The 20,362-nt window shown below is 37.7% G+C and carries 20 protein-coding genes and 1 pseudogene; 8 read left to right on the forward strand and 13 right to left on the reverse strand.

The genetic code is table 11. The features are described 5' to 3' along the window. Positions 1 to 15: 15 nt before the first annotated feature. Positions 16 to 993, reverse strand: a complete 978-nt coding sequence (sppA, locus tag NTHER_RS13720) for a signal peptide peptidase SppA (protein WP_012449107.1) — start codon at positions 991 to 993, stop codon at positions 16 to 18. A gap of 257 nt (positions 994 to 1,250) precedes the next feature. On the opposite strand from sppA, the gene NTHER_RS13725 reads away from it, so the two are divergent. From NTHER_RS13725 to NTHER_RS16550, 4 genes are read left to right on the forward strand one after another with little or no spacing between them, the layout of a single operon-like run. Further along, positions 1,251 to 1,916, forward strand: coding sequence for a glycerophosphodiester phosphodiesterase family protein (locus tag NTHER_RS13725; protein ID WP_052291983.1), 666 nt, complete (start codon positions 1,251 to 1,253; stop codon positions 1,914 to 1,916). Continuing rightward, positions 1,868 to 2,143 (forward strand): PI-PLC domain-containing protein, encoded by a 276-nt coding sequence (locus NTHER_RS13730; RefSeq protein WP_158438298.1) that lies wholly within the window; start codon positions 1,868 to 1,870, stop codon positions 2,141 to 2,143. The genes NTHER_RS13725 and NTHER_RS13730 overlap by 49 nt, the downstream gene beginning before the upstream one ends. A gap of 50 nt (positions 2,144 to 2,193) precedes the next feature. Continuing rightward, positions 2,194 to 2,745 carry an undecaprenyl phosphate translocase family protein gene (locus NTHER_RS13735; protein WP_012449108.1) on the forward strand — a complete coding sequence of 184 codons (552 nt, stop codon included), beginning with the start codon at positions 2,194 to 2,196 and terminating at the stop codon, positions 2,743 to 2,745. Then, the gene (locus NTHER_RS16550; RefSeq protein WP_414628107.1) at positions 2,675 to 2,974 is read left to right on the forward strand and encodes an undecaprenyl phosphate translocase family protein; all 300 of its coding nucleotides are present in this window, start codon (positions 2,675 to 2,677) and stop codon (positions 2,972 to 2,974) included. Before NTHER_RS13735 ends, NTHER_RS16550 begins: the two co-directional genes overlap by 71 nt. Before the next feature lie 82 nt (positions 2,975 to 3,056). On the opposite strand, the gene NTHER_RS16070 is transcribed toward NTHER_RS16550, so the two are convergent. Both NTHER_RS16070 and fbp read right to left on the reverse strand, forming a co-directional pair. Further along, positions 3,057 to 3,194, reverse strand: coding sequence for a hypothetical protein (locus NTHER_RS16070; protein ID WP_012449109.1), 138 nt, complete (start codon positions 3,192 to 3,194; stop codon positions 3,057 to 3,059). Positions 3,195 to 3,287: 93 nt separating this feature from the next. Then, positions 3,288 to 4,385, reverse strand: coding sequence for a fructose-1,6-bisphosphate aldolase/phosphatase (gene fbp, locus NTHER_RS13740; RefSeq protein WP_012449110.1), 1,098 nt, complete (start codon positions 4,383 to 4,385; stop codon positions 3,288 to 3,290). Positions 4,386 to 4,740: 355 nt separating this feature from the next. On the opposite strand from fbp, the gene nhaC reads away from it, so the two are divergent. Further along, the gene (gene nhaC, locus NTHER_RS13745; protein WP_012449111.1) at positions 4,741 to 6,159 is read left to right on the forward strand and encodes a Na+/H+ antiporter NhaC; all 1,419 of its coding nucleotides are present in this window, start codon (positions 4,741 to 4,743) and stop codon (positions 6,157 to 6,159) included. A gap of 110 nt (positions 6,160 to 6,269) precedes the next feature. Here the strand turns inward: nhaC and NTHER_RS13750 are convergent, their stop codons facing one another. Together NTHER_RS13750 and NTHER_RS13755 are read right to left on the reverse strand one after the other, a co-directional pair. Next, entirely contained in the window at positions 6,270 to 6,494 is a 225-nt protein-coding gene (locus tag NTHER_RS13750) for a hypothetical protein (RefSeq protein ID WP_012449112.1), read from the reverse strand. Positions 6,495 to 6,555: 61 nt separating this feature from the next. Next, a complete protein-coding gene (locus tag NTHER_RS13755) occupies positions 6,556 to 7,005 on the reverse strand; it encodes a PaaI family thioesterase (protein ID WP_012449113.1) in 450 nt (149 codons plus the stop codon). Between the two features lie 200 nt (positions 7,006 to 7,205). Here NTHER_RS13755 and NTHER_RS13760 point away from each other — a divergent pair, with 200 nt between their 5' ends. Continuing rightward, complete coding sequence (locus tag NTHER_RS13760) at positions 7,206 to 8,405, forward strand: radical SAM protein (RefSeq protein ID WP_012449114.1); 1,200 nt, start codon at positions 7,206 to 7,208, stop codon at positions 8,403 to 8,405. Between the two features lie 64 nt (positions 8,406 to 8,469). Here NTHER_RS13760 and NTHER_RS13765 read toward each other — a convergent pair whose 3' ends face one another. Next, the gene (locus NTHER_RS13765) at positions 8,470 to 9,930 is read right to left on the reverse strand and encodes a serine hydrolase domain-containing protein (protein WP_012449115.1); all 1,461 of its coding nucleotides are present in this window, start codon (positions 9,928 to 9,930) and stop codon (positions 8,470 to 8,472) included. 14 nt (positions 9,931 to 9,944) lie between these two features. Continuing rightward, entirely contained in the window at positions 9,945 to 10,361 is a 417-nt protein-coding gene (locus NTHER_RS13770; protein ID WP_012449116.1) for a secondary thiamine-phosphate synthase enzyme YjbQ, read from the reverse strand. A gap of 433 nt (positions 10,362 to 10,794) precedes the next feature. Between NTHER_RS13770 and NTHER_RS13775 the strand changes: the two genes are divergently transcribed. Beyond that, entirely contained in the window at positions 10,795 to 12,123 is a 1,329-nt protein-coding gene (locus NTHER_RS13775) for an MFS transporter (protein WP_012449117.1), read from the forward strand. Positions 12,124 to 12,236: 113 nt separating this feature from the next. On the opposite strand, the gene NTHER_RS13780 is transcribed toward NTHER_RS13775, so the two are convergent. The 6 genes and pseudogenes from NTHER_RS13780 to NTHER_RS13805 all read right to left on the reverse strand — a co-directional run. Then, positions 12,237 to 13,169, reverse strand: coding sequence for a DMT family transporter (locus NTHER_RS13780; protein ID WP_012449118.1), 933 nt, complete (start codon positions 13,167 to 13,169; stop codon positions 12,237 to 12,239). 382 nt (positions 13,170 to 13,551) lie between these two features. Then, a complete protein-coding gene (locus tag NTHER_RS13785; protein WP_012449119.1) occupies positions 13,552 to 14,550 on the reverse strand; it encodes a 3-oxoacyl-ACP synthase III family protein in 999 nt (332 codons plus the stop codon). Positions 14,551 to 14,553: 3 nt separating this feature from the next. Continuing rightward, entirely contained in the window at positions 14,554 to 15,357 is an 804-nt protein-coding gene (locus tag NTHER_RS13790; protein ID WP_052291984.1) for an alpha/beta fold hydrolase, read from the reverse strand. A gap of 73 nt (positions 15,358 to 15,430) precedes the next feature. Beyond that, a complete protein-coding gene (locus NTHER_RS13795) occupies positions 15,431 to 16,654 on the reverse strand; it encodes an ABC transporter substrate-binding protein (RefSeq protein WP_012449121.1) in 1,224 nt (407 codons plus the stop codon). Positions 16,655 to 17,036: 382 nt separating this feature from the next. Continuing rightward, on the reverse strand, positions 17,037 to 18,320 hold the full coding sequence (locus NTHER_RS13800; protein WP_012446723.1) for an IS110 family RNA-guided transposase: 1,284 nt from the start codon (positions 18,318 to 18,320) through the stop codon (positions 17,037 to 17,039). Positions 18,321 to 18,493: 173 nt separating this feature from the next. After that, positions 18,494 to 18,883, reverse strand: a pseudogene (locus NTHER_RS13805) (ABC transporter ATP-binding protein); the annotation flags it as partial. A gap of 241 nt (positions 18,884 to 19,124) precedes the next feature. Between NTHER_RS13805 and NTHER_RS13810 the strand changes: the two are divergent. Next, complete coding sequence (locus NTHER_RS13810) at positions 19,125 to 20,324, forward strand: IS110 family RNA-guided transposase (RefSeq protein ID WP_012446659.1); 1,200 nt, start codon at positions 19,125 to 19,127, stop codon at positions 20,322 to 20,324. The last annotated feature ends 38 nt before the right edge of the window (positions 20,325 to 20,362 follow it).

A 20,362-nucleotide genomic window follows, 5' to 3' on the forward strand; every position in this document is an offset into this window, starting at 1 on the left:
CTCCATAGAAGAGGATTAAAAATTACTTTGATAGCGAAATTCCACAGACGGAAGGTTTCTAGCCTTATCGATTTGCTCAGTTTCTTCCGAAAGGGAATCTAATTCTAATAAGTCACTTTCCTGAACCATGGGGAAAAACAGCTGATCAAACAAGCCTTCGGGTTCTAACCATCTGGTATTAGGGTCTTCAATGCCTGCCAGTTCACCAGCTTTGTCTACTGCCCTGTCTATACCGCCTAAACCATCAACAAGTCCCTGTTCATAAGCCGCTGTTCCAGTCATTATTTCGCCAGTAGCCACCTCATAAACATCTTCTTTATCCATATCTCTGTAATCCGAAACTTCTGCTACAAAGTGTTCATACATTTCATCAGATAGGTCTTGAATTATTTGACGTTCCTCTTCTGTCATGGTTTCAAAACCCATATCTTTGTATTCACCTGTTTTTATTACCTCAACTTCAATTCCCAAATTGTCATATAATTCCTGGAAATTATACATAACACTAATCACACCAATTGAACCGGTGGTGCTAGTATCCTGGGCTTTTATCCTGTCAGCTGCGGCAGAGATATAATAACCACCTGAAGTAGCCGAATCGGCCATAGATACTACTGTGGGCAGTTCAAAATCATCAATGATTGAAGCTATTTCCTGGGATGCTGCTACCGTTCCGCCGGGGGAATTAACTCTCAACACTACTGCTTCAGCGTTATCAGCTTTGGCTTTATCCAGACTTTCCTGGACAATTCTAGGAGAAATACCTAAACCTCCTGGACCGGGCCCTGCTGCTTCGGAAATTTCGCCTTCCAAATCAATCACATAAACCAGGTCATCTTCTTCCACAGGGTCAGCATCCAGCAGTGAAATAAAAGCTCCTCCCAAGAGAAAAAAAGACGAGAGAGCTATTATAAAAAAAGCTGCTATACCACCCACAACTATTAGAGCTTTCAACACAAATAACTTTAAAGAACTTTTCTCAGCTTCATTCAATTCAAATACCTCCTTACCTTTAACAAATAGATTGATTTTTAAATGTTACTATAGAGAACAATTATAATCTCTATCATAAATTGTAACCCAACTAAATATTTATATCAAAATTTATACAAATTAAGTGACATATTCCCAAAGCTAAAGCAGTGAACTTTCTGCTTATATTTATCGTAAAATTTGTTTTAAATTACCTAAAAGGTGTTAACTAATTTTTAAAGATTTGAGATAATTTTATGTGAGAGTGAGGTGAGATTATGAAGCATTTACACATAACAATTAAAATAACAGCGATTATTATAGTTTTGATTTTACTTCTTAATACAATTCAAATTATTAAAGGTAGTTATTATCCAGTTCCCATGCCTGAAGATAATTTTTTTGGCCAGGTAGAACAACCTGTCAATGTCGCTCACAGGGGTGCCTCCGGAAAAGCTCCTGAAAATACAATAATTGCCTTTGAAAAAGCTACCAAAAAAGGGGCTGATGCTTTAGAACTTGATGTTTGGCTAACAAAGGACGATATACCAGTAGCAATTCATGATGAAACTGTAGACAGAACTACTGACGGTGAAGGAAAAGTTCGAAGCTTTACTTTAGAAGAATTACAAGAATGGGATGCAGGTTATGGAATAAAATCCAATGGTAAGTACCCTTTTAAAGATCAAGGAGTTATTATACCTACTTTGGATGAAGTATTGTCAGAATTTCCAAACAAACCCATAGTTGTGGAGCTAAAAAAAGAAGGTGAGAAATCGGCACAAGCAGTTGCCGAAGTTATCTCGGACCACAATGCCCAAGAGAGAGTACTAGTCGCTTCCATGAATACAAATACCGTTAAGGAACTAAGGAATCATTTGCCAAACACCCGTCTGTGGCTAGCATTGGAGAGGTCTTACAATTTTATCTTTTCGCTCATTTAGGAATAGCAAGTTTACCAGATTGGGACTTTGATGCCTTGTTTGTCCCACCAGACTATGGTGGTCTTCCAGTTTTAACTTATCCTTTTAAAGTAGCCGCTCAAGCTACTGGTAAACCAATCTACATCTGGACAATCAACGATCCAGAACAAATGAACAAGCTGTTGGAAAAGCACATTCAAGGAATTTTATCAGATTATCCTAAAACATTAGACAATCAAATAGATTAACAATCTGATTAAACAATTAAGTAAAACTAAAGCTTTTGGAGTGATCCTTAATGAAAGTGGTGAAAAAATTTAAGCCGATAGCACTAGCAATATCTGGAGCCTTCATTGGAATCGCTAATTTGGTACCAGGAATTAGTGGTGGTACAGTTGCCATAGTCTTTGGAATTTATGACGATTTAATTGGATCTTTTAAAGGAATTGCCAGTCAGGACGGTCAGCGAAAACAACACCTGGCTTTTTTGATACCCTTTTTAACTGGTCTCTTAACAGCTTTATTTCTGTTTGCGCGCACTATCGAAAAGATCATGGTAGCATATCCTGTCCCGCTGAAATTGTTTTTTATCGGCTTGATTCTGGGAGCTGTACCTTTTATTTATCAAAAAATGGAGCTATCTAAATTCCGAATTTCTTATTTATTGACAGCGATATTGTTTTTTAGTTTACCTGTGCTGTTACTCCTTTATCAACCAGGAGATCGTCCTCTGATAACTGATCCTGAATTGATTGACTATGGTATTAATGGTAATAGACATGTATCCCACATACATAGCAGCCTTGAGCAACTTACACGGTATGGTACTCCTGGTACTTGGTATTGGTAAATTACTTGGTGTACTAGCTGTAGCCCGTTTAATACACTTTTTATTAAAACAATTCTATTGCTTGACATATTTTGCTATTATAGGTTTATTATTAGGGTCAGTAATTAACATATGGCCGGGGATTTCACCAGGCCCGAGTTTTTTGATAAATTGTTTTATATTACTGGGAGGTTTTTTAATGGCTTATCTTTTTCAAGTTAAGCCATTAAAGTATTTAAATAGAAAATAAGGAGGGTGTTACCCCTCCCATTTATCTTTGTATTATAAGAGTCTTAGTAGTTAATCTTACTTGCTAATTGTGTTGGTTTCTATTAAAGTACTTCTACCTCTGCTGGACGACTTTCGTCAAAGTCCTCTTCTTTCTCTAACTCATCTACATCGCCACAACCGATAAGAGCTGTCAAGCTTAGCACTACTACCGCACCTAAAATCAATACTTTTTTAAACATGGTTATTCCTCCTTAATTATTATGTTGATTACATCATACACGGAAGATTAAAAGCCAGTATCAATAAAATTAAAACAATTTGTAAATCCTGAATTAACGAAAATCAAATCTTTTTTCTAACTCTTCCATCTTATGGGTGATGCCACCGTATTCTAATTCAGAATATGGCAACATGGCAGGTCCTGAAAAACCTTGTTCCCGTAAGTCCAAGGATTTTCTAGAGACTTTATCCCGGATATGATCCCAGAAAGGCTGATCAAAACAATCTACTGGTTCTGTAAGTTTACCTTCACTGACACAAAAAGCCAGGGCATTGACCATGGGTGGCCCATCAAAATAAGATACAGTTGTATTTTTCTTGACAGGCATGAGAGGGCCGTGATGGCTTCCCCTCATAAAACCGGCGACATAATGTCCAATGCTGTAAGGAGACAGAATCTCTCCCACTGCAGGGAAATGACTCTGCACTCTGACAAGCAATACTGGATCATCTTTTCCCACGTACTTCCCTGCAATATGATGAAGTCTAGTAGTACTTGCTGCTGCAGCTTGTTCTTGAGATTTTCTTGAATGAATTGATTCTACTACAAATCTTTCATTATCTCTCAATAGAGCAGCCAAATTATAAATATCTTCTGGAGTATTTAGTTGAATTATTCTATCTTGTTCCGTGTGAGACACATCCATAACTGTAAAAGTAAAACCGTCACCTATTTTAGGTGATAACAGTAAACCGGGGTTGTGCATGGGATCGCAAAAACTTAGATACAAAGGTAAATTATAAGCTCCAGGATCTGTCTTATCGGCAGTGAATACTAAAAAGGGTTCATTTTCACGTTCCTCAATTTCCATTTCAGCCACAGCAGGGCCTAAACCTTTAATGTTTCCGGAAAAGGAATCGGACAGTAGATCTTGTCCCGCACCATAAAGTCTTTGTTTTTTAGCCGTGGCAGTTCCTACCATAAAAGTATCCCAGGCCAGTTGATGAATTTGTCGATTATTTATTCCTTTCCTATGAGTAAGAAGTATGAAAACATCGTCACCAGTATAGCCAAGATAGAAATCAATAAACTGATCATTACCGTAACTGTTTAAGTGTTCTTCAATTGTATTCAATAATTTATCACTTGGTTGTAAGTGTCCACCAATACTACCAATGTCGGCCTTTATGATACTTAATGTGATTTTCATAATAAAGACCTCCTCGTCAGAAGTTTGCGAATATTATTAATATACTTACCATTTATCTATGCGATTTCTTTTTTTATATGAATTTTCCTTCATAAGCAGGAAAAATTTAATTTGATATCAAATTAAATTTCTTAGCAATAACCTATTTCTTTTGCAAAGATTTTCTTATACAATATGATATGAATAAAATTTTTAATCTAATTTGTTAGTAGTATCATTTGTTTTACACAAATTTTCTAAATACTCCGCAAATGGGGAGGTGATTAGTAAAATAAATGTAATATGAATAGTCACTTTGGTAAAAATTGTCTAAAAATTTTAACCAATCTAAAATTTTGGAGAGGGAGGAATACCTATGAATGAAGAAGCTAATTTAAAGCCCACTCTCGGGCAAGCACTAATACCTATTATATTTGTAATTATAGCTCTAAGTTACGGTATTATTGTTTGGGAAGTTGACCCTCACATTCCACTATTAATTGCAGGAGCTGTGGCAGCTTTTGTAGCCATAGTTATGGTTGGATACAAATGGGATACAATTGAAGACGGAATATTCAAAGGAATTATGCTTGCTATGCAGGCAATTGTCATACTAATGATTGTTGGTACTTTAATTGGCAGTTGGATCGAAGGCGGAGTTGTACCTGCCATGATTTATTACGGGTTACAAATCTTATCACCACAGATTTTCTTAGTAGCAGCAGCAATCATTTCAACTATAGTTGCCTTATTTGTTGGAAGTTCCTGGTCAACAGCTGGAACAATTGGTATTGCCTTATTGGGAATTGGTGAAGGTTTAGGCGTGCCAGCAGCAATGACTGCCGGTGCAGTAGTTTCAGGTGCTTATGTTGGGGACAAAATGTCACCATTATCAGATACTACAAACCTGGCACCTGGTACAACAGGTGATGTTAACGTATTCGATCACATCCGTCACATGCTGTATGTTACAATTCCAGCATATATTATTTCCCTGATTATTTTTGCTTTACTAGGACTACAGTTCGCAGGACAATCTATGGAGCAGGGAGATATTGTTCTAATTAGTGAAACTATATCTGAACACTTTACAATTAATCCAATCATGTTAATCCCAGTTCTATTTGTATTAGTACTAATTGGACTTAAAGTTCCTCCAATCCCAGGCTTACTTGGAGGCAGTATCTTAGGCGGAATTTTTGCCTTGATATTCCAAGGAGCAGCTCCAGCTGATGTGATTGGATCAATGCATTACGGTTATGTAATGGATTCAGGAGTGGAAGTTGTGGACGACCTACTTTCCGAAGGTGGACTTGACGGAATGATGTGGACCATTTCATTAATTTTCGTTGCCCTTTCCTTTGGAGGAATCTTGGAACGAGCTAACTTCTTAGAAGTCATTCTAGAAAATATCTTAAAAGTTGCTAAAACTGTCGGATCACTGTCCTTAGTAACCCATCTAACTTCTATTTTTGTCAACCTGGTAACTGCCGATCAGTACCTAGCAATCGTCTTAAGTGCTAGAATGTATAGGGACGCATTTAAAGAAATGGGATCACATCCTAAAAACTTATCAAGGATTGTAGAATCTTCTGGAACAATTACATCACCATTAATTCCTTGGAATACATGTGGTGCTTTCATGTACGGTGCTCTAGGTGTTAATCCATTTGCTTATCTACCATACGCTTTCTTTAACTTAATTGCCCTGTTACTTTCAATTATATACGGCTTCACCGGATTTACCATGGAGAAATGGGAAGGTAACGAAGAACAAACCGCTGACGCCGATTAAATCTATAAAATTAAATATAATACTTGTTAAAGCATTATATTAGCTAATTTAAAGGGGGATCCCAAAGCTTAGTAAAAGACTTGGGATCCCCCTTTTCTAATATCTCTTCCTTATTCTCCTTCTTTTCCTTCTTCATCATCTTCTTTACTAATTTGGCTACTGTTCTGTCCCCTCTGTTGGTTTTCGGCTTCAATAACATAACGGCTTTTAGTAAATCTCAATAATAAAATGGTCATAATAGCAAGAGTTATTGCAAGTGAATAATTAGCTCGCACAAAATATGTAATAGCAAAAACCGCAAAAATGCCGCTAACAATGTACAATACTGGTTTCATTGTCTCACTTCCCTTGTAAAAGTATTTGTAATTTTTCTTTAAAATCAGAATACAAATCAAGTTATCTCAATGATTTTTGAGACAACTCTTTCTCTGTCAGTCCTCCCAGATTTTTCATACTTTGTCTTGAGACTGCAACTATGTCATCATCACGGTATAGCTTTCCTTCCGCTACCAAAATACTCTTACCCGTCTTAATAATCCAGCCCTTGGCAATTAAAAGGTCACCAATTTCAGTAGGTCGAAAATAGTTAATATTCATTTCAATAGTTGTAGTTTTGACCCCTGTAGTAGTAGCTGCAGTACCTGAGACAACATCTAAAATCGAAAAACCCACTCCTCCATGAGCGATATTCATGGGATTCATATGCTTTTCTTCTAGTTTGATTTCTGCTTCACAAAAACCGTTGTCCAGATTGGTAATATTCATGTCCAACAATCGGTGGTAAGGGGTAATTCGATTTTGTTCCATAATAAAATCATATAATTCTCTGGAGATTTTAGTTTTCATAATAATACCCCCGGGTAAATTTATTTGTTAGGATTGATTAACATAATTTAAGTGGCTAACCCACTCAAGGGCATAATAACTTTAATTTATTTTTTTTGCAAGACTCTTTTGATAAACTAAGGGTGGATAGTCGATAGTTTTTTAGTGGATATTTTTATAATTTTTTTATAATTGTCAGATGGTTTTGTGAGGTGATACTTATGACTAAACATAATTGGCAAACTAAAATTTTTGACCGGGAAATAGGCCCAATTAGGCCACCCAATGAATTCGATAGCTTATTAATTCGAGTCATCAGAAATTGTCCCTGGAACCGCTGCGCATTTTGTCCCCTTTACGGGCAAGAAAAATTTTCTAAAAGAGAATTGCAAGATATCTTACGAGAAATTGACGAAATTTCCCGGGCAATAACAAAAATAATAGATATATCAAAAAATTTGGAAACAGAGTCATATCGAAATTTCAAATATAGGGGAAATCCACAATTAGGTTCTAAAATCAGTCAAGAAACTGTAAGGGAACTTTATTATAAAGATCGAGAATTGAGCAGGATTGCCTTTTGGCTCTACTGGGGAGGAAAAAAAGTGTTTCTACAAGATGCTGATGCCCTAGTAATCCCTCCGGAAGAATTACAAGTTATTTTGAACCATATAAAATATAAACTTCCTACAGTTACAGAAGTAACTGCCTATTCCAAGGGCCGAACCCTGGCAAAAAGATCTCTGGATACTTTACAAAAATTAAGAGAAAATGGTCTCAGTAGAATTCACATGGGATTGGAAACTGGAAGTGACACTGTATTAAACATGGTCAATAAAGGAGTCACTAAAGCAGAACAAAAACAGGGGGCAAAAAAGGCGGTCCAAGCTGGTTTTACATTAACTCAATATGTACTACTTGGCCTGGGTGGGCGCGAATACAGTTCTGAACATGCCAAAGAAACTTCTCAAGTCATCAATGCTGCCAGTCCCAGTTTTGTTCGAATGAGAACTTTGAGTATTTCACCAAATACTGAATTACATGATTTAGTTCAACAAGGAAAACTAACTCCCTTAAATGATGACGAAATTGTCCAAGAAAAAAGGGAAATAATTAAAAATATAGATACAAGTTCTTTTTTAACTTGTGATCATAGATTAAATCTGTTGGAAAATCTCAAAGGGCAGCTACCTGAGGATAAGGAAAAACTATTATTAAAAATCGATGCTTATTTAAAACTTAACAAAGAAGAACGTCAAAATTTTCAACTAGGAAGAAGATTAGGTTTTTATAAACAATTCAAAGATATGGAACGAGATAGTCTCTATGATAAGGTGAAAAGTATTCAAAATAAATTAAAACAAGATGGAATATCCATTGAATCTGTGGTGGAACAACAAAAACAGAAATTATTGATGTAAAGCATAGGCAGGTGCGGCAATTTGTTGTGACCTTGACCGCACCTACCTTCAATTTCTTTAATCTTTATTCCACCCTCTTAATCATTCTGCCGCCAAATCCAATAGCCCAAGGTTTACTGTCTTTTCTGTTATGATAAAACCAGATTTCTTTTTCATCGCCTTTAACATTTATAGTACCTACATATCGAGTTACAGGTTTAATCTGATATACTTTATCTTCTCTAATCATTCTGCATTGAAGAGTATTTTGTTGAACAAATAACTCCAGTTCCATACCTTCACCTGATTTAAAGACACCTGACCGGGATACAAGTAGCTCACTAGGCCAGTTCCGCTGGTAGTAGCTCACCTTTGAAGTGTCCACGTGCAATCCAAGTAATATATTAACGATCCCATGCCAAGCTTTATAAACAGGAAAACCGCGGAGATTACTCAGTACTACCACAGCTAATTCTTCTTCCGGAATAAAGCCGGCATGAGAAGAGACTCCCGTCAAGCTACCGCCATGTTGAATCAGGGTTCTGCCATAGTAATTTGACTGAATCCAAGAACCCAGGTTATATGTACTGACCAGATCCCAAGGTGAATATGTCACAGGATGTAGTAGTTTTTGTATTGAACTTTTTGTTAAAATCCTATTATCAGGTTTTAGCCCCTGCCTTCCACCGAGAGCTAACATCTGAAAAAACTTCACTAAGTCCCGGGCAGTTGACCTGAGCCAACCTCCTGCTTGATAAGGAGGTGCTTCCTGCCATCCCTGGGCTTTTTTGACCTCTTCCGTATTTTCATCGTAATAATATAAAGAAGTTACATTGTCACTGTGTAAAACTTCATCCAGAGAAAAAGTGCTCCGATTCATATTTAAAGGCTTGAGAAAATTTTCCGATATATAATCTTGATAACTTTTCCCGGAAACTTCTTCAATAATTTTTCCCAACAAAGCATAGCAATCGTTAGAATAACTGGTGTATTCTCCAGGGCTACCTAACAAATCGATCCCTTCTCTGGACACATAATCTATCAGATCTTGATAACTGTTAAGCTGTACCTGTTCTTCTTCATTATTGTTTTCTGTTTTATCGCCAAGTTTTTGGACCAGCTCATCCTCGTGTTCAGAATTCTCTCTAATACTGTAAATCAATGCTTTTAAAGGTGGTAATCCGGTAGTATGAGTTAACATGTTCAAAATGGTTGTATCTCTTAGATCTTTTTTCCTACCGAATTGTAATTGAGGAAGAAACGTTTGAACTGAATCATCCAGAGATAGCTTGCCCTGTTCTTGCAGCTTTAATATTGCCGCAGCAGTAAACGTCTTTGTAATAGAGGCAATCCCCATAATGGTATTTTCATCAATGTAAGCTTTTTCACCTAAATCCCGGTACCCAAATCCAGAAGCGTATATCAGTTCATCGCCTTTAGTGATAGCTACTGCTAATCCCGGGGAATCATGATCCCTTTGAACATTAGCTAAAAAACTTTCCAAAGACTTAAGTTCTCTTTGAGATAATTTTGCACCAAAATCCACACACACCCACTCCCTTATTCACCAATGACTTTAACTAAAACCCGCTTCTTACGACGACCATCAAATTCACCGTAAAAGATTTGTTCCCATGGACCGAAATCCAACTTACCATCTGTAATTGCCACAACCACTTCACGCCCCATGACCTGACGTTTCATATGAGCATCAGCATTATCTTCCACCGTGTTATGAGCGTACTGGGAAACGGGTTCATGAGGGGCCAGTTCCTCCAACCACTTTTCATAATCCTGATGCAAGCCTGACTCGTCATCATTAATAAATACACTGGCAGTCAAATGCATAGCATTTACCAAGCAAATTCCTTCCTTAACCCCGCTTTGTTGAACTACCTTTTCAACCTGGGGAGTAATATTAATAAACTCCCTTCTGTGGTTAGTTTCAAACCACAAGTATTCTGTTTGAGATTTCATATTATTGACTTTCACCTCCCAAAGAAAGATTTTTAATTCATAAGACAAAACAATAAACAATTAAATCGTTTTTAAAAAAATTCTGTAATTCAAGTAAAATATCCTTCAGCTATTATGTCATATTTACATTGACATATTTTTTTCATTAATATAATGTATTATTTAATGCATTTTTTATCATAAAATGCTATACTGTAAAATTTTAATTGAACGGATTATGCGGGTTTGACAGTACATCTTAACAAGTGAACAGGAGAATTAGAGCCAAATAACAGGATGTTATTTGCTGATCTTATTAAAGATGAATAGTTGATTAGGAATCAGGAGTATTAATGTACCAAACCTAAGCATTTTTAATTGAAATAGAAATTTACAGTTTCAACATTCAACTTTAATACAGCCTATCTTAAAATAAATTAAGGGAGCAAGAGCCATGAAAACCAAACTAAACAGTCACACAAGTTCAAATAGTATCCCAGTGCAAACACCCTTCTTTTACGGTTGGGTAATTGTCTTCCTAGGAGCTTTGGCCTTGTTTTTTTCAGGACCAGGCCAAACTTATTCTGTTTCCATATTTATAAATTACTATGTTGAGGATTTGGGATGGAATAGATCTTTGGTTTCGGGCTTTTACTCTGCTGCCACTCTAGTGTCCGGCATGAATTTAGCTTTAATTGGTAAAATTATAGACGGTAAAGGGCATAGAAAGATGGTTTTAATTATTCCCATTTTACTTGCTATTACCTGTATTTGGATGAGCTTTGTAACCGTGCCGGTAATGTTAATTGTGGGTTTTCTATTCTTGAGAATGTTTGGTCAGGGATCTATGACTTTACTCCCTAATACATTAATCCCCCAGTGGTTTGAAAGAAAACGAGGGATAGCTCTGAGCTTTATGGCATTAGGTGGTGGAATAGCCTCAGCAGTATATCCACCCGTAAACGAATTTATGATTAACAATCTAGGTGTAGAGATAGCCTGGAGAGCCTGGGCAGGACTGTTGATATTTGTTATGGCACCAATTGGTTGGTTTTTCGTTCGAAATAAACCGGAGGATATTGGAGAAAAACCTGATGGAAATGGCCATCCCGACAATCAGAATGATATTAATTCAAATTATACTAAACAAAATAAGCAATCAGAGACCAATGATGTTATTAAAAATAATGAACAAGACCCCTGGACCTTAGCGGAGGCCAAAGGGACCAGAACATTTTGGTTAATGCTTGTAGTAACTGCAATACCTGCCATGATAAATACTGGTCTAGTTTTCCACATGGTGTCAATCATGGCTGAGAAAGGACATTCTTCAAGTTTTGCCGCTTCGATATTGAGTATTTTTGCTATTACACAGCTTTGCAGTACTTTTATAGCTGGTTATATTTTAGACAGGGTTCAAGTTAATCTTGTTAAGGCAGCTAATTTCTTTATATTTATGATCACCATGACAATAGTTTTGACAGCTGAATCCGCATGGCTGTTAATTCTCTACGCCATTATGCACGGGGCATTTTCTTCTTTTGAACAAGTTAGTACCAATGTGTTATGGCCAAATTATTTTGGTAGAAAACATCTGGGAAGCATTAGAGGAGTTGCTACTACGGCTATGGTTATCGGATCAGCCCTTGGGCCACTTCCCTTCGGAGCTTCTTACGATATATTCGGAGGTTATTTTGAAATCATTATATTGATGATGTTTTTCCCTTTACTGGCAGGTTTCTTTTGTATAATTTCCCCACCTCCCAGGAAAAACAACATTTAGAACTTAACACTAAGAGATTGAGATGGGATCATAAAAGGTAACTGATCATTAAAAAACAGGGGCTTCAGTTGAATTATAATACTGAAAACCCCTGTTTTTTATTTTACTTGATTTTAGGCTTGCCTTTCCCTATGATATCTATTACTGGACACAACATTGTCTTCGTCTCTTGCTTTTTGGATAATTAATATTGAGAGCAGTATACAAGAGGCACCTATTAACTGTAATATTGAAAGTTGTTCATTGAATATTAACGCTGCCAAGCATGCAGAAGATACTGGCTCTAAGGTGCTAATGATAGAAGCTCGTGATGGTCCAATCAAGCTCAGTCCTAAATAAAAGCAAGCAATGGCAATTAATGTAGAAAACACTCCTAAGATAACACCATAAAACATGATTTCATCATTGATATTTGCTAGATTATAGCCGTTATTGAAAATCAGTTCCCTTCCAAGGAAAAAACCTGCACAAGATATAGTTAGTATAGCCGATGCAGGAAACCAATGAACATCTTTCAAAATACGACTGCTTCCTACCACGTACAGTGAATAAAGGAAAGCAGCCAACATAACAAAGGTTACACCTTCCCAGTTTACGTCCTCCACTACAGGTCCTAGTACAAAGATTGATCCACAGAGGGATACTGCTAGAGCAAGAATTTTTTGAGAATCAACCGGTTCTTCACCTAAAAAGTAAGCCAGGATACAAACCATTACCGGGTAAGTAAACAGCAAAAACCCGGCTAATGAAGCCGGAATTAAAGATACCCCGTGAAAGTACATACTAGAGAAAATTCCGTAACCTGAAGCCCCTAAGGCAATCAAAGTTAACACCTGTTTCCAGCTAAGCTGCCATTTAAGATGATTGGTTAATGCCATACATCCGATAATTATTCCAAAAATGAGAGCAGCTACAGTAAATCGAATAGTCAGCAAATCCATTGTATTGGCTCCAGAAGCATAGGCAAGTTGAGCCAATACTGTCATAGATCCAAAGCCAATTGCAGATACTGCTGTAATAAAGATTCCCGCTTTCTTATACAACATCGTATATTCCCCCTTTCTTGGAAAGTTTTGTTTAAGCTAGTACTCAATAGTTTAATTGCAAAGTTAAATTAAATTATTCAGCTTCTTGTTTGATTCTGTGTTTTAAATTTGATCATATTGAGGGAACATCTCAATATTGTTTCTCGACATAGATTCGACAACAAACACGGGATTATATTAGAGTATACATCTTTATAACAGAGTATTTGAGATTTATTTGGCTATATTCAGCTGTCAGCCATTTATAAGATATCACAGAGACTATATTTTTGACAAGAACCAAAGAACAATAAAAAATAAATTTAATAAGCAGCTATAAAAAATGCCGAGCTACCTTAGTTAACTACAAGGCAGCTCGGCTAATAAACGAGTTTTAAATTTATTACCATCTAAATGCAGCACAGGCTACTGCAAATCCCACACCAGATCCGACGAATAATACTAAATCTCCTGGAGATAGTTTATCTTCGCTTAAAGCTTTGTTAAGGGCAATGGGAATGCAAGAGGAACCGGTATAACCGTATTCACCCATAATATAAGTGGTTTTTTCTTCGGGAAGATCTATTATTTTCATAACTTCCTGGATTACCATCTTATTTATTTGAGTAAAGAATATATGATCAATATCTTGATAGTTAAGTCCCTGGGATTGTAACACTTCTTCTATTAGAGGAGGCCATATTTTAATATTGCGATCAGGGGGCAAAGGTTTTAAAAATGTCAGTTGATGTTCTCCTTTTTGCAACCGTTCTTCATTCATAGGGTTTTTAGCGCCTCCCCCATAGATTCCTAGGAAATCATACTGGGTTCCATCAGCGATCATTTTACCGTTCATAAAACCCCTATCCTGATTTTTGGTGCCTGATAAAACTACGGCTCCGGCACCATCGGCAAAAATAGGTAGAGCACTGGAGTCTGATTTGTCTACGAATTTAGACATATTATAAACTCCGATTAATAATATGTGTCGATAAGCTCCCGTTTGTATCATCCTTGAAGCCACTTCCAGTCCACTAACAAATCCGGCACAGGAAGCATTTAAGTCAAAGGTCCCCGCATTAAAAGTCTCTAAACGTCCTTGAACCACCGAGGAAGTAGCCGGTGTGATGTATTCCGGAGTGTCTGTAGCTATAATCAATAACTGAATATCATCTTTGGATAAACCCGCATTTGCTATGGCTTGTTCTCCGGCTTTCACAGCCATATCAGCAGTGCTTTCATCTTTTCCAGTAAAATACCGCTGTTTTATCCCAAGTTTTGTCTCAAGGCCATCCTTCAAAGGATGGCCTAATATTTCTGCAATATCATTATTAGTGTACAGATGTGGAGGAAGATACTTGCCTGTACCTGTAATCACGGCATTTTGTACTAAGCTATTCATTGATTAATCCTCCTTCAAAAACTCCCGAATTAAATTATTAGCTGTGTCAGGTCTCTCCATAAAAAACAAGTGCCCACCTTCTGATAATAGTTCCAGGCGAGAATGTGGAATTTTATCGTGCAGCAACTGAGCATTTTCCCAGGGAACTACCCGGTCACCTTTAGCTGCTAATATAAGAGTGGGTGCCTTTATATGGGAAGTTTTTTCTTCACCATTAAAAGCTGCGCCAGCTTCCATTTGTCTCAGATATGCGTGTTTTGGCTGGGGATTTGTAGATTTCTCGTGTAAAATTTTATCTATTATATCTTGGTTTTCGTCCCATAACCGACGGTCTAGAGCAACACCCACGGCATTTCTTAATTCATCCAGGGAAGAGTATTCACCCCCACCTTTTTGCATAACTTCTAAGGTTTCCTGGGGAATCGGAATACTATTGGGCCCACCAAAGGATGTTGAACAAAGAATCAACTTCTCTACCTTGTCAGGATAGCTATACGCCAGTTCTTGGGCAATGAACCCGCCTAGAGAAACCCCTAAAACATTGGCTTTGTCAATTTCAAGGGCTTCCATTAGCTGAGCTGCATCCTGGGCCATCAATTCAACGGAATAGGGATCTTGGGGTTTATCTGAACCCCCAACCCCTCTATTGTCAAATTTGATTAGTTGAAAATTCTGTTGTAATTTCTCCTGTCGATACCACATCCAGGTAGCATAACCCAAGCCTTCTATCAACAAGAGAGGAGTCCCCTCACCTTTTACTTCATAATATATATTAATACCATTGGCTTTAACTGTAGGAATAATCACCCCTCCTTTCAAGGGATAGACTTCTCATATATTTCTCATCTACTAATAGTACACTAGCAAGGTAAGTAAAATATTATTCTCCGAATTCTCTGAAATCAGTTACCTGTTCAAATCTATACTCACCATTTTCTTCAACCACTTCGCTGACAGACATATGAGTTACACCTTCACGGACTCCGGGCTCATAAGAGATTTCAGGTGCCAGACCTTCTGTAAAGTGAAGCTGATTCATAGCATCAATATAACCGTCCCAAGTCAAGTCATCTCCTGCTTCTTCAAGACCTGCCACAAAGGTTTCAGCTGCTACCCAACCGGCCATAGTATAAGCATTAATAGGTTCGTCAGGGTAATATTCTTCCATTGCGTCATTTAGAGGTTGAAGGGCCTGTTCATCCATCTCTAACCAGCCCAGGGAATAAAGTTCTGTCATTACTTGAGGAGCTTGAGGGGCTGCCATTTCTAAAAATGAATCATCCGTGTTAGAATATGTGGTCATTATGGGAACCTCGTAAGAGGCGTCCTCAAAATCACCCAATATATTAGCCGCATCGTCTGACAGGGCATATAGTAATACCATATCCGGATCCTGATCTCTTGCTAATTGAATTTGACTGGAAAAGTCCGTATCTCCAGGGTTAAAGGAGATCTCTCTATCTGCATCTAGGGCATCTTCTCGTCCCATTTCCTCAAGACCAGTTTTGATTCCCTGTAGTCCATCTTGGCCCACATCGTCATTTGCATAAATAACAACCAATTCATCTGCATCAAACTCATCTATAGCGTATTCTGCCATAAGTTTACCTTCATAATCGTAAATAGGTTGAACAGGAAAAAAGTTTTCACCTGCTTCTCTAAATTCAGAAGCACCTCCTCCAAAGTAAACCGAGGGAATTCCCTCTTCTCTTACCATATCCATAGTTGCCAGGATCCCAGGAGTTCCAAGCTGACCAACTATAGCAAAGACTTCCTCTTCATAAATTAAAGTCTCCATGCCTGAAATAGCGTTATCTGGTTCAAATTCATCGTCCTGAACTTTTAGGTTGATTTCTCGTCCATCCACGCCTCCCTCTTCGTTTATTGTCTTGAAATAGGATTCCATACCAGCGTAGTAAGGGCTACCCATAAAAGCAAAGGGCCCTGATTGTGGACCAACACTGCCCACTAAAATCTCGTCTTCCGTTACTCCTTGAGAAAGTTCTCCATTTCCAACCTCTTCTTCACAACCTGTCATCACAGCTACCATCAGTATCGCCAAAATAGCGATTGGCAGTACAGCTCTGTTACAAACTGTTAACATAATGTCCCTCCCTCTATAAATTAATTATTTCTTCAATATACTCACTCATTCTCAAGATTTCACTACCATCCATTTTAAGGACTAGGAAGAAAATTTCATATAATGAAATTTTTGTAAAACAGGAGTGCCTTTAAATAAGGGTTGTTCCTGGCAAAATATGGTGGCACATTTAATGGATCTCCACTTGTTCCTTGGTGGTTTTACCTCCCATATCTCACTGGGTCCATTATGGCCCTTATAAATTCCTTCGTTCTACCTAGCCAAGGGTGGAGGCCAGTTTTGCTCCTTAGCAGGGTCAATGCCCGAATGGATTATTATGACTGGCTTCTCCGTGCTCCTTTTGTGGATGTAGTATAAATTCTTAAGACTCCAATTTGGCTGCTTATGCAGCATCCTGCAATAAATTTAATGAACTGTTCTTTAACATCATCCTGCCATTATAAGGTGTCTTTTTGGTACCTAGGGCAAACAAAACTCTGATCAATCTACACGCTAATGCTACAAGCGATTGTTTCTTTTTTAAGGGATTTTCTGGCCTTGTGGTATAATAATCGTGTAATAACTTAAATTCAGGATTCTTGGCTACTAATGGAATCACGCAGCGATATAAGAGTCCTCTCAAACGAGGTCGACCTCGTTTGGTTATCTTGGTTTCACCTTTGTGCTTACCTGAACTGTTCTCTTTTAGATTTAAGCCTGCCAGCTTCTTAATTTGATTTGGATGTTGATAATTAGAAAGATCACCCACTTCAGCCAAAAATCCTGCCACTGTTACCATCCCTACTCCAGGAATACTCATCATTTCTTCTGCTCCTGGAATTTCTTTTAAAATATTTTCTATCTGAACAAGTACTTGTTCTAACTCTTCTATTAAAGCGTCATACTGCGACAATAGGGTTTTCAATTCTTGTCTTGCCATTATTTCGCCTTCTGTTATACCAGTACTATTCTTGGCTGCTTCTTTCAGCTTTCTTGCTCTTTTTTTACCTACTGCTCGATTCACTTCTCGTTTCCAGCAACTTACTATCTCTTCTTCACTATGACCTAATATTTCTTTTGGTAAAGGGAAATTTTTTAGGGTTAATAGTGCTGCTTTTCCATCCCAGTTCTTAAACACTGTGCTGAATTCTGGGAAGTAACGATCTAACCAATTGTCTATCCTACCTTTTACACGCCTTAAGTCATCTGTTAGCCGATCTCGCAAATTCATCCCATTCCGTAGTTCTGCATATATTCCTGTAGGGATATTGGGTACTGAGTAACGGCCATCTTTTACTAACTGTGCTATCACTTTTGCATCTTTAATATCATTTTTAGTTGGTGAGTTGTCGTCTAGTTCTTTGCTCTTTTTTACGTGATTTGGATTTACTAAAATAGTTTGGATACCTGTTTGCTTTAAAAATTGAGCTAGAGTCAGCCAGTATTGGCCAGTAGGTTCCATACCTACTAAGACTTCTTCTTTTGCTTGTTCTTGTTTGATTACCTCTAGCCAACTTAAAAACTTCTTAAAACCTTTCCTGGTGTTTTCAAAGGTGATTGGTTTCGAAAACTCCACACCCCGAAAATCCTGAGCTCTTGCTACGTGTTCTGCTTTTGCAATGTCTACTCCGATAATCAAACTTGACTCTTTTACTTGATTAATTCTCTCATTTTGGGTATACTTCATGGTAAGTACCTCCTCTGCTTAAATTAAGGGTCGTCATTTCTAGGTGTAGCGACACCTCGTATATTAGCAGGAGGTACTTTTTTTATCAATCTTCATTTTAATTCATTACAGGAATGCTCCTTATAAATTTTCCCTCGACATCCTCCAGCCTGAAATATTAGTCACACAAAATCTTATGTTCCCAGATAGGCCTCTTTCACCTGGGGATCTTCCCATAACTCTTTACTGCTGCCTGTTAATTTGAGTTTTCCTGTTTCCAAAATATACCCATAGTGGGCAATTTGCAGAGCTTGATAAGCATTTTGCTCTACCAGAAGCACTGTCACCCCGGCTTCGTTAATTTCCTTAATAATTTTAAAAATAGTATCAACTATTTTAGGCGCTAGCCCTAAAGAAGGTTCATCTAACATCAATACCTTTGGATCAGCCATTAAAGCTCTGCCTAGGGCCAGCATTTGCTGTTCCCCCCCGGATAACGTTCCTGCCAGTTGAGTTCTTCTGTCAGCGATAGCGGGAAAGTAATGGTACACCTGATTAAATTTATTCTCTAACCCCCCCTTGTCTGTTATAGTTATTTATAGAAGGGCAGGAAAGCCCCTCTTGGATCACGTAATAATAAAGTAAAGGTGGCCATCCGGGGAAAGACCAAACACCCCTAGTTAGTACGACTACTTAAAAAAGAACTGTCTTCCCCGGATACCATAAGTAGCAGTTACGGACTATAGAGAAGTTGTGCCTCGAGCACTGATGCTAGACAAGGCTTACCTCTGCTACTAAATACCATCACCTTAAGGAGGTCTTAGAATGTACTTTGTTGGGATTGATTGGGCTGATACAAAACATGATATCCTGGTCATGAGTGGCGATGGTAGAGAACTAGATAACTTCACTATTCAACATTCTAAAGATGGTTTTGAAACTCTAAAAAACAAGCTATTAAAACATGATGACGATCCTGAAAACTTCTATTGCTTAATTGAAACTAAACATGGACTTTTAACCCAATATCTTTTAGAAAATAACTTCACTGTTTATTCTGTTAACCCCAAACTAGTTGATGCTAGAAGAAAAGCTTCTGGGGCTAAAACTGACTTTATTGATGCTAAAATACTAGCTAATATGGGTAGATCAGAGCTCCATGACTTACATAAGCTAGAGCCTGATTCTGAACACATTCAAGAACTTAAAGTACTCACCAGAGATCAAGAAGCTCTTATACAAGAAAGTGCTAGGTTAACAAATAGACTGATTTCAACCCTGAAAGAATATTACCCTGTTGCTCTTGAATTGTTTTCTAAAATAACTCTACCTGTTTCTCTAGCTTTTTTAAGGAAATATCCTACTCCAAAACAGGCTCGAAAAGCTAGTAGAGATGAGATCTTTAAGTTTTTAAAAAAGCAAAAACATCCTAACCCTACGTCTAAAGCTAATGAGATCTTCACAAAGCTTCAAAAACCTAATTTAGAAGGAAACAGAGCCATTTGTTCTGCCAAGTCTAAGTTTTTATTTACTATCCTAGATCAGCTAGAGCCTTTATTAGAACATATTGATGAGTACGACAAGGAAATCGAGAAACTTTTTAAGTCCCACTCTGACAGTAAAATTTTCGACAGCATACCAGGTGCCGGTAAGCGAATTGCACCGAGGCTGCTGGCAGAGTGGGGAGACGATCGCAGCCGTTATGCTGACGCCTCGGTGGTACAGGCCCTTGCGGGAACTTCACCAGTACTCCATCAAAGTGGCAAAATGCGTATTGTAAAAAGGCGACACTCTTGTATTAAGCCTTTTCGAAACGCTTTACATCAGTTCGCTCTACAAACTACAAGGTGGATCCCCTGGGCCAAAGACTATTACTACAAAAAGCGCAAAGAAGGTAAACAGCATCATGAAGCTGTAAGGACTCTAGCTAATATTTGGGTTAGGATACTCTTTGCTATGTGGGTAAACAAAGAGCCCTACAACGAAAGCAAGTTCATAAAAGCTAGAGAAAAACACGCTGCTTAATTTAGTTTTAAAAGAGCAAAATTTCAAATTTGGATTAC

The organism is Natranaerobius thermophilus JW/NM-WN-LF (genome assembly GCF_000020005.1).
GTDB lineage: Bacteria > Bacillota > Natranaerobiia > Natranaerobiales > Natranaerobiaceae > Natranaerobius > Natranaerobius thermophilus.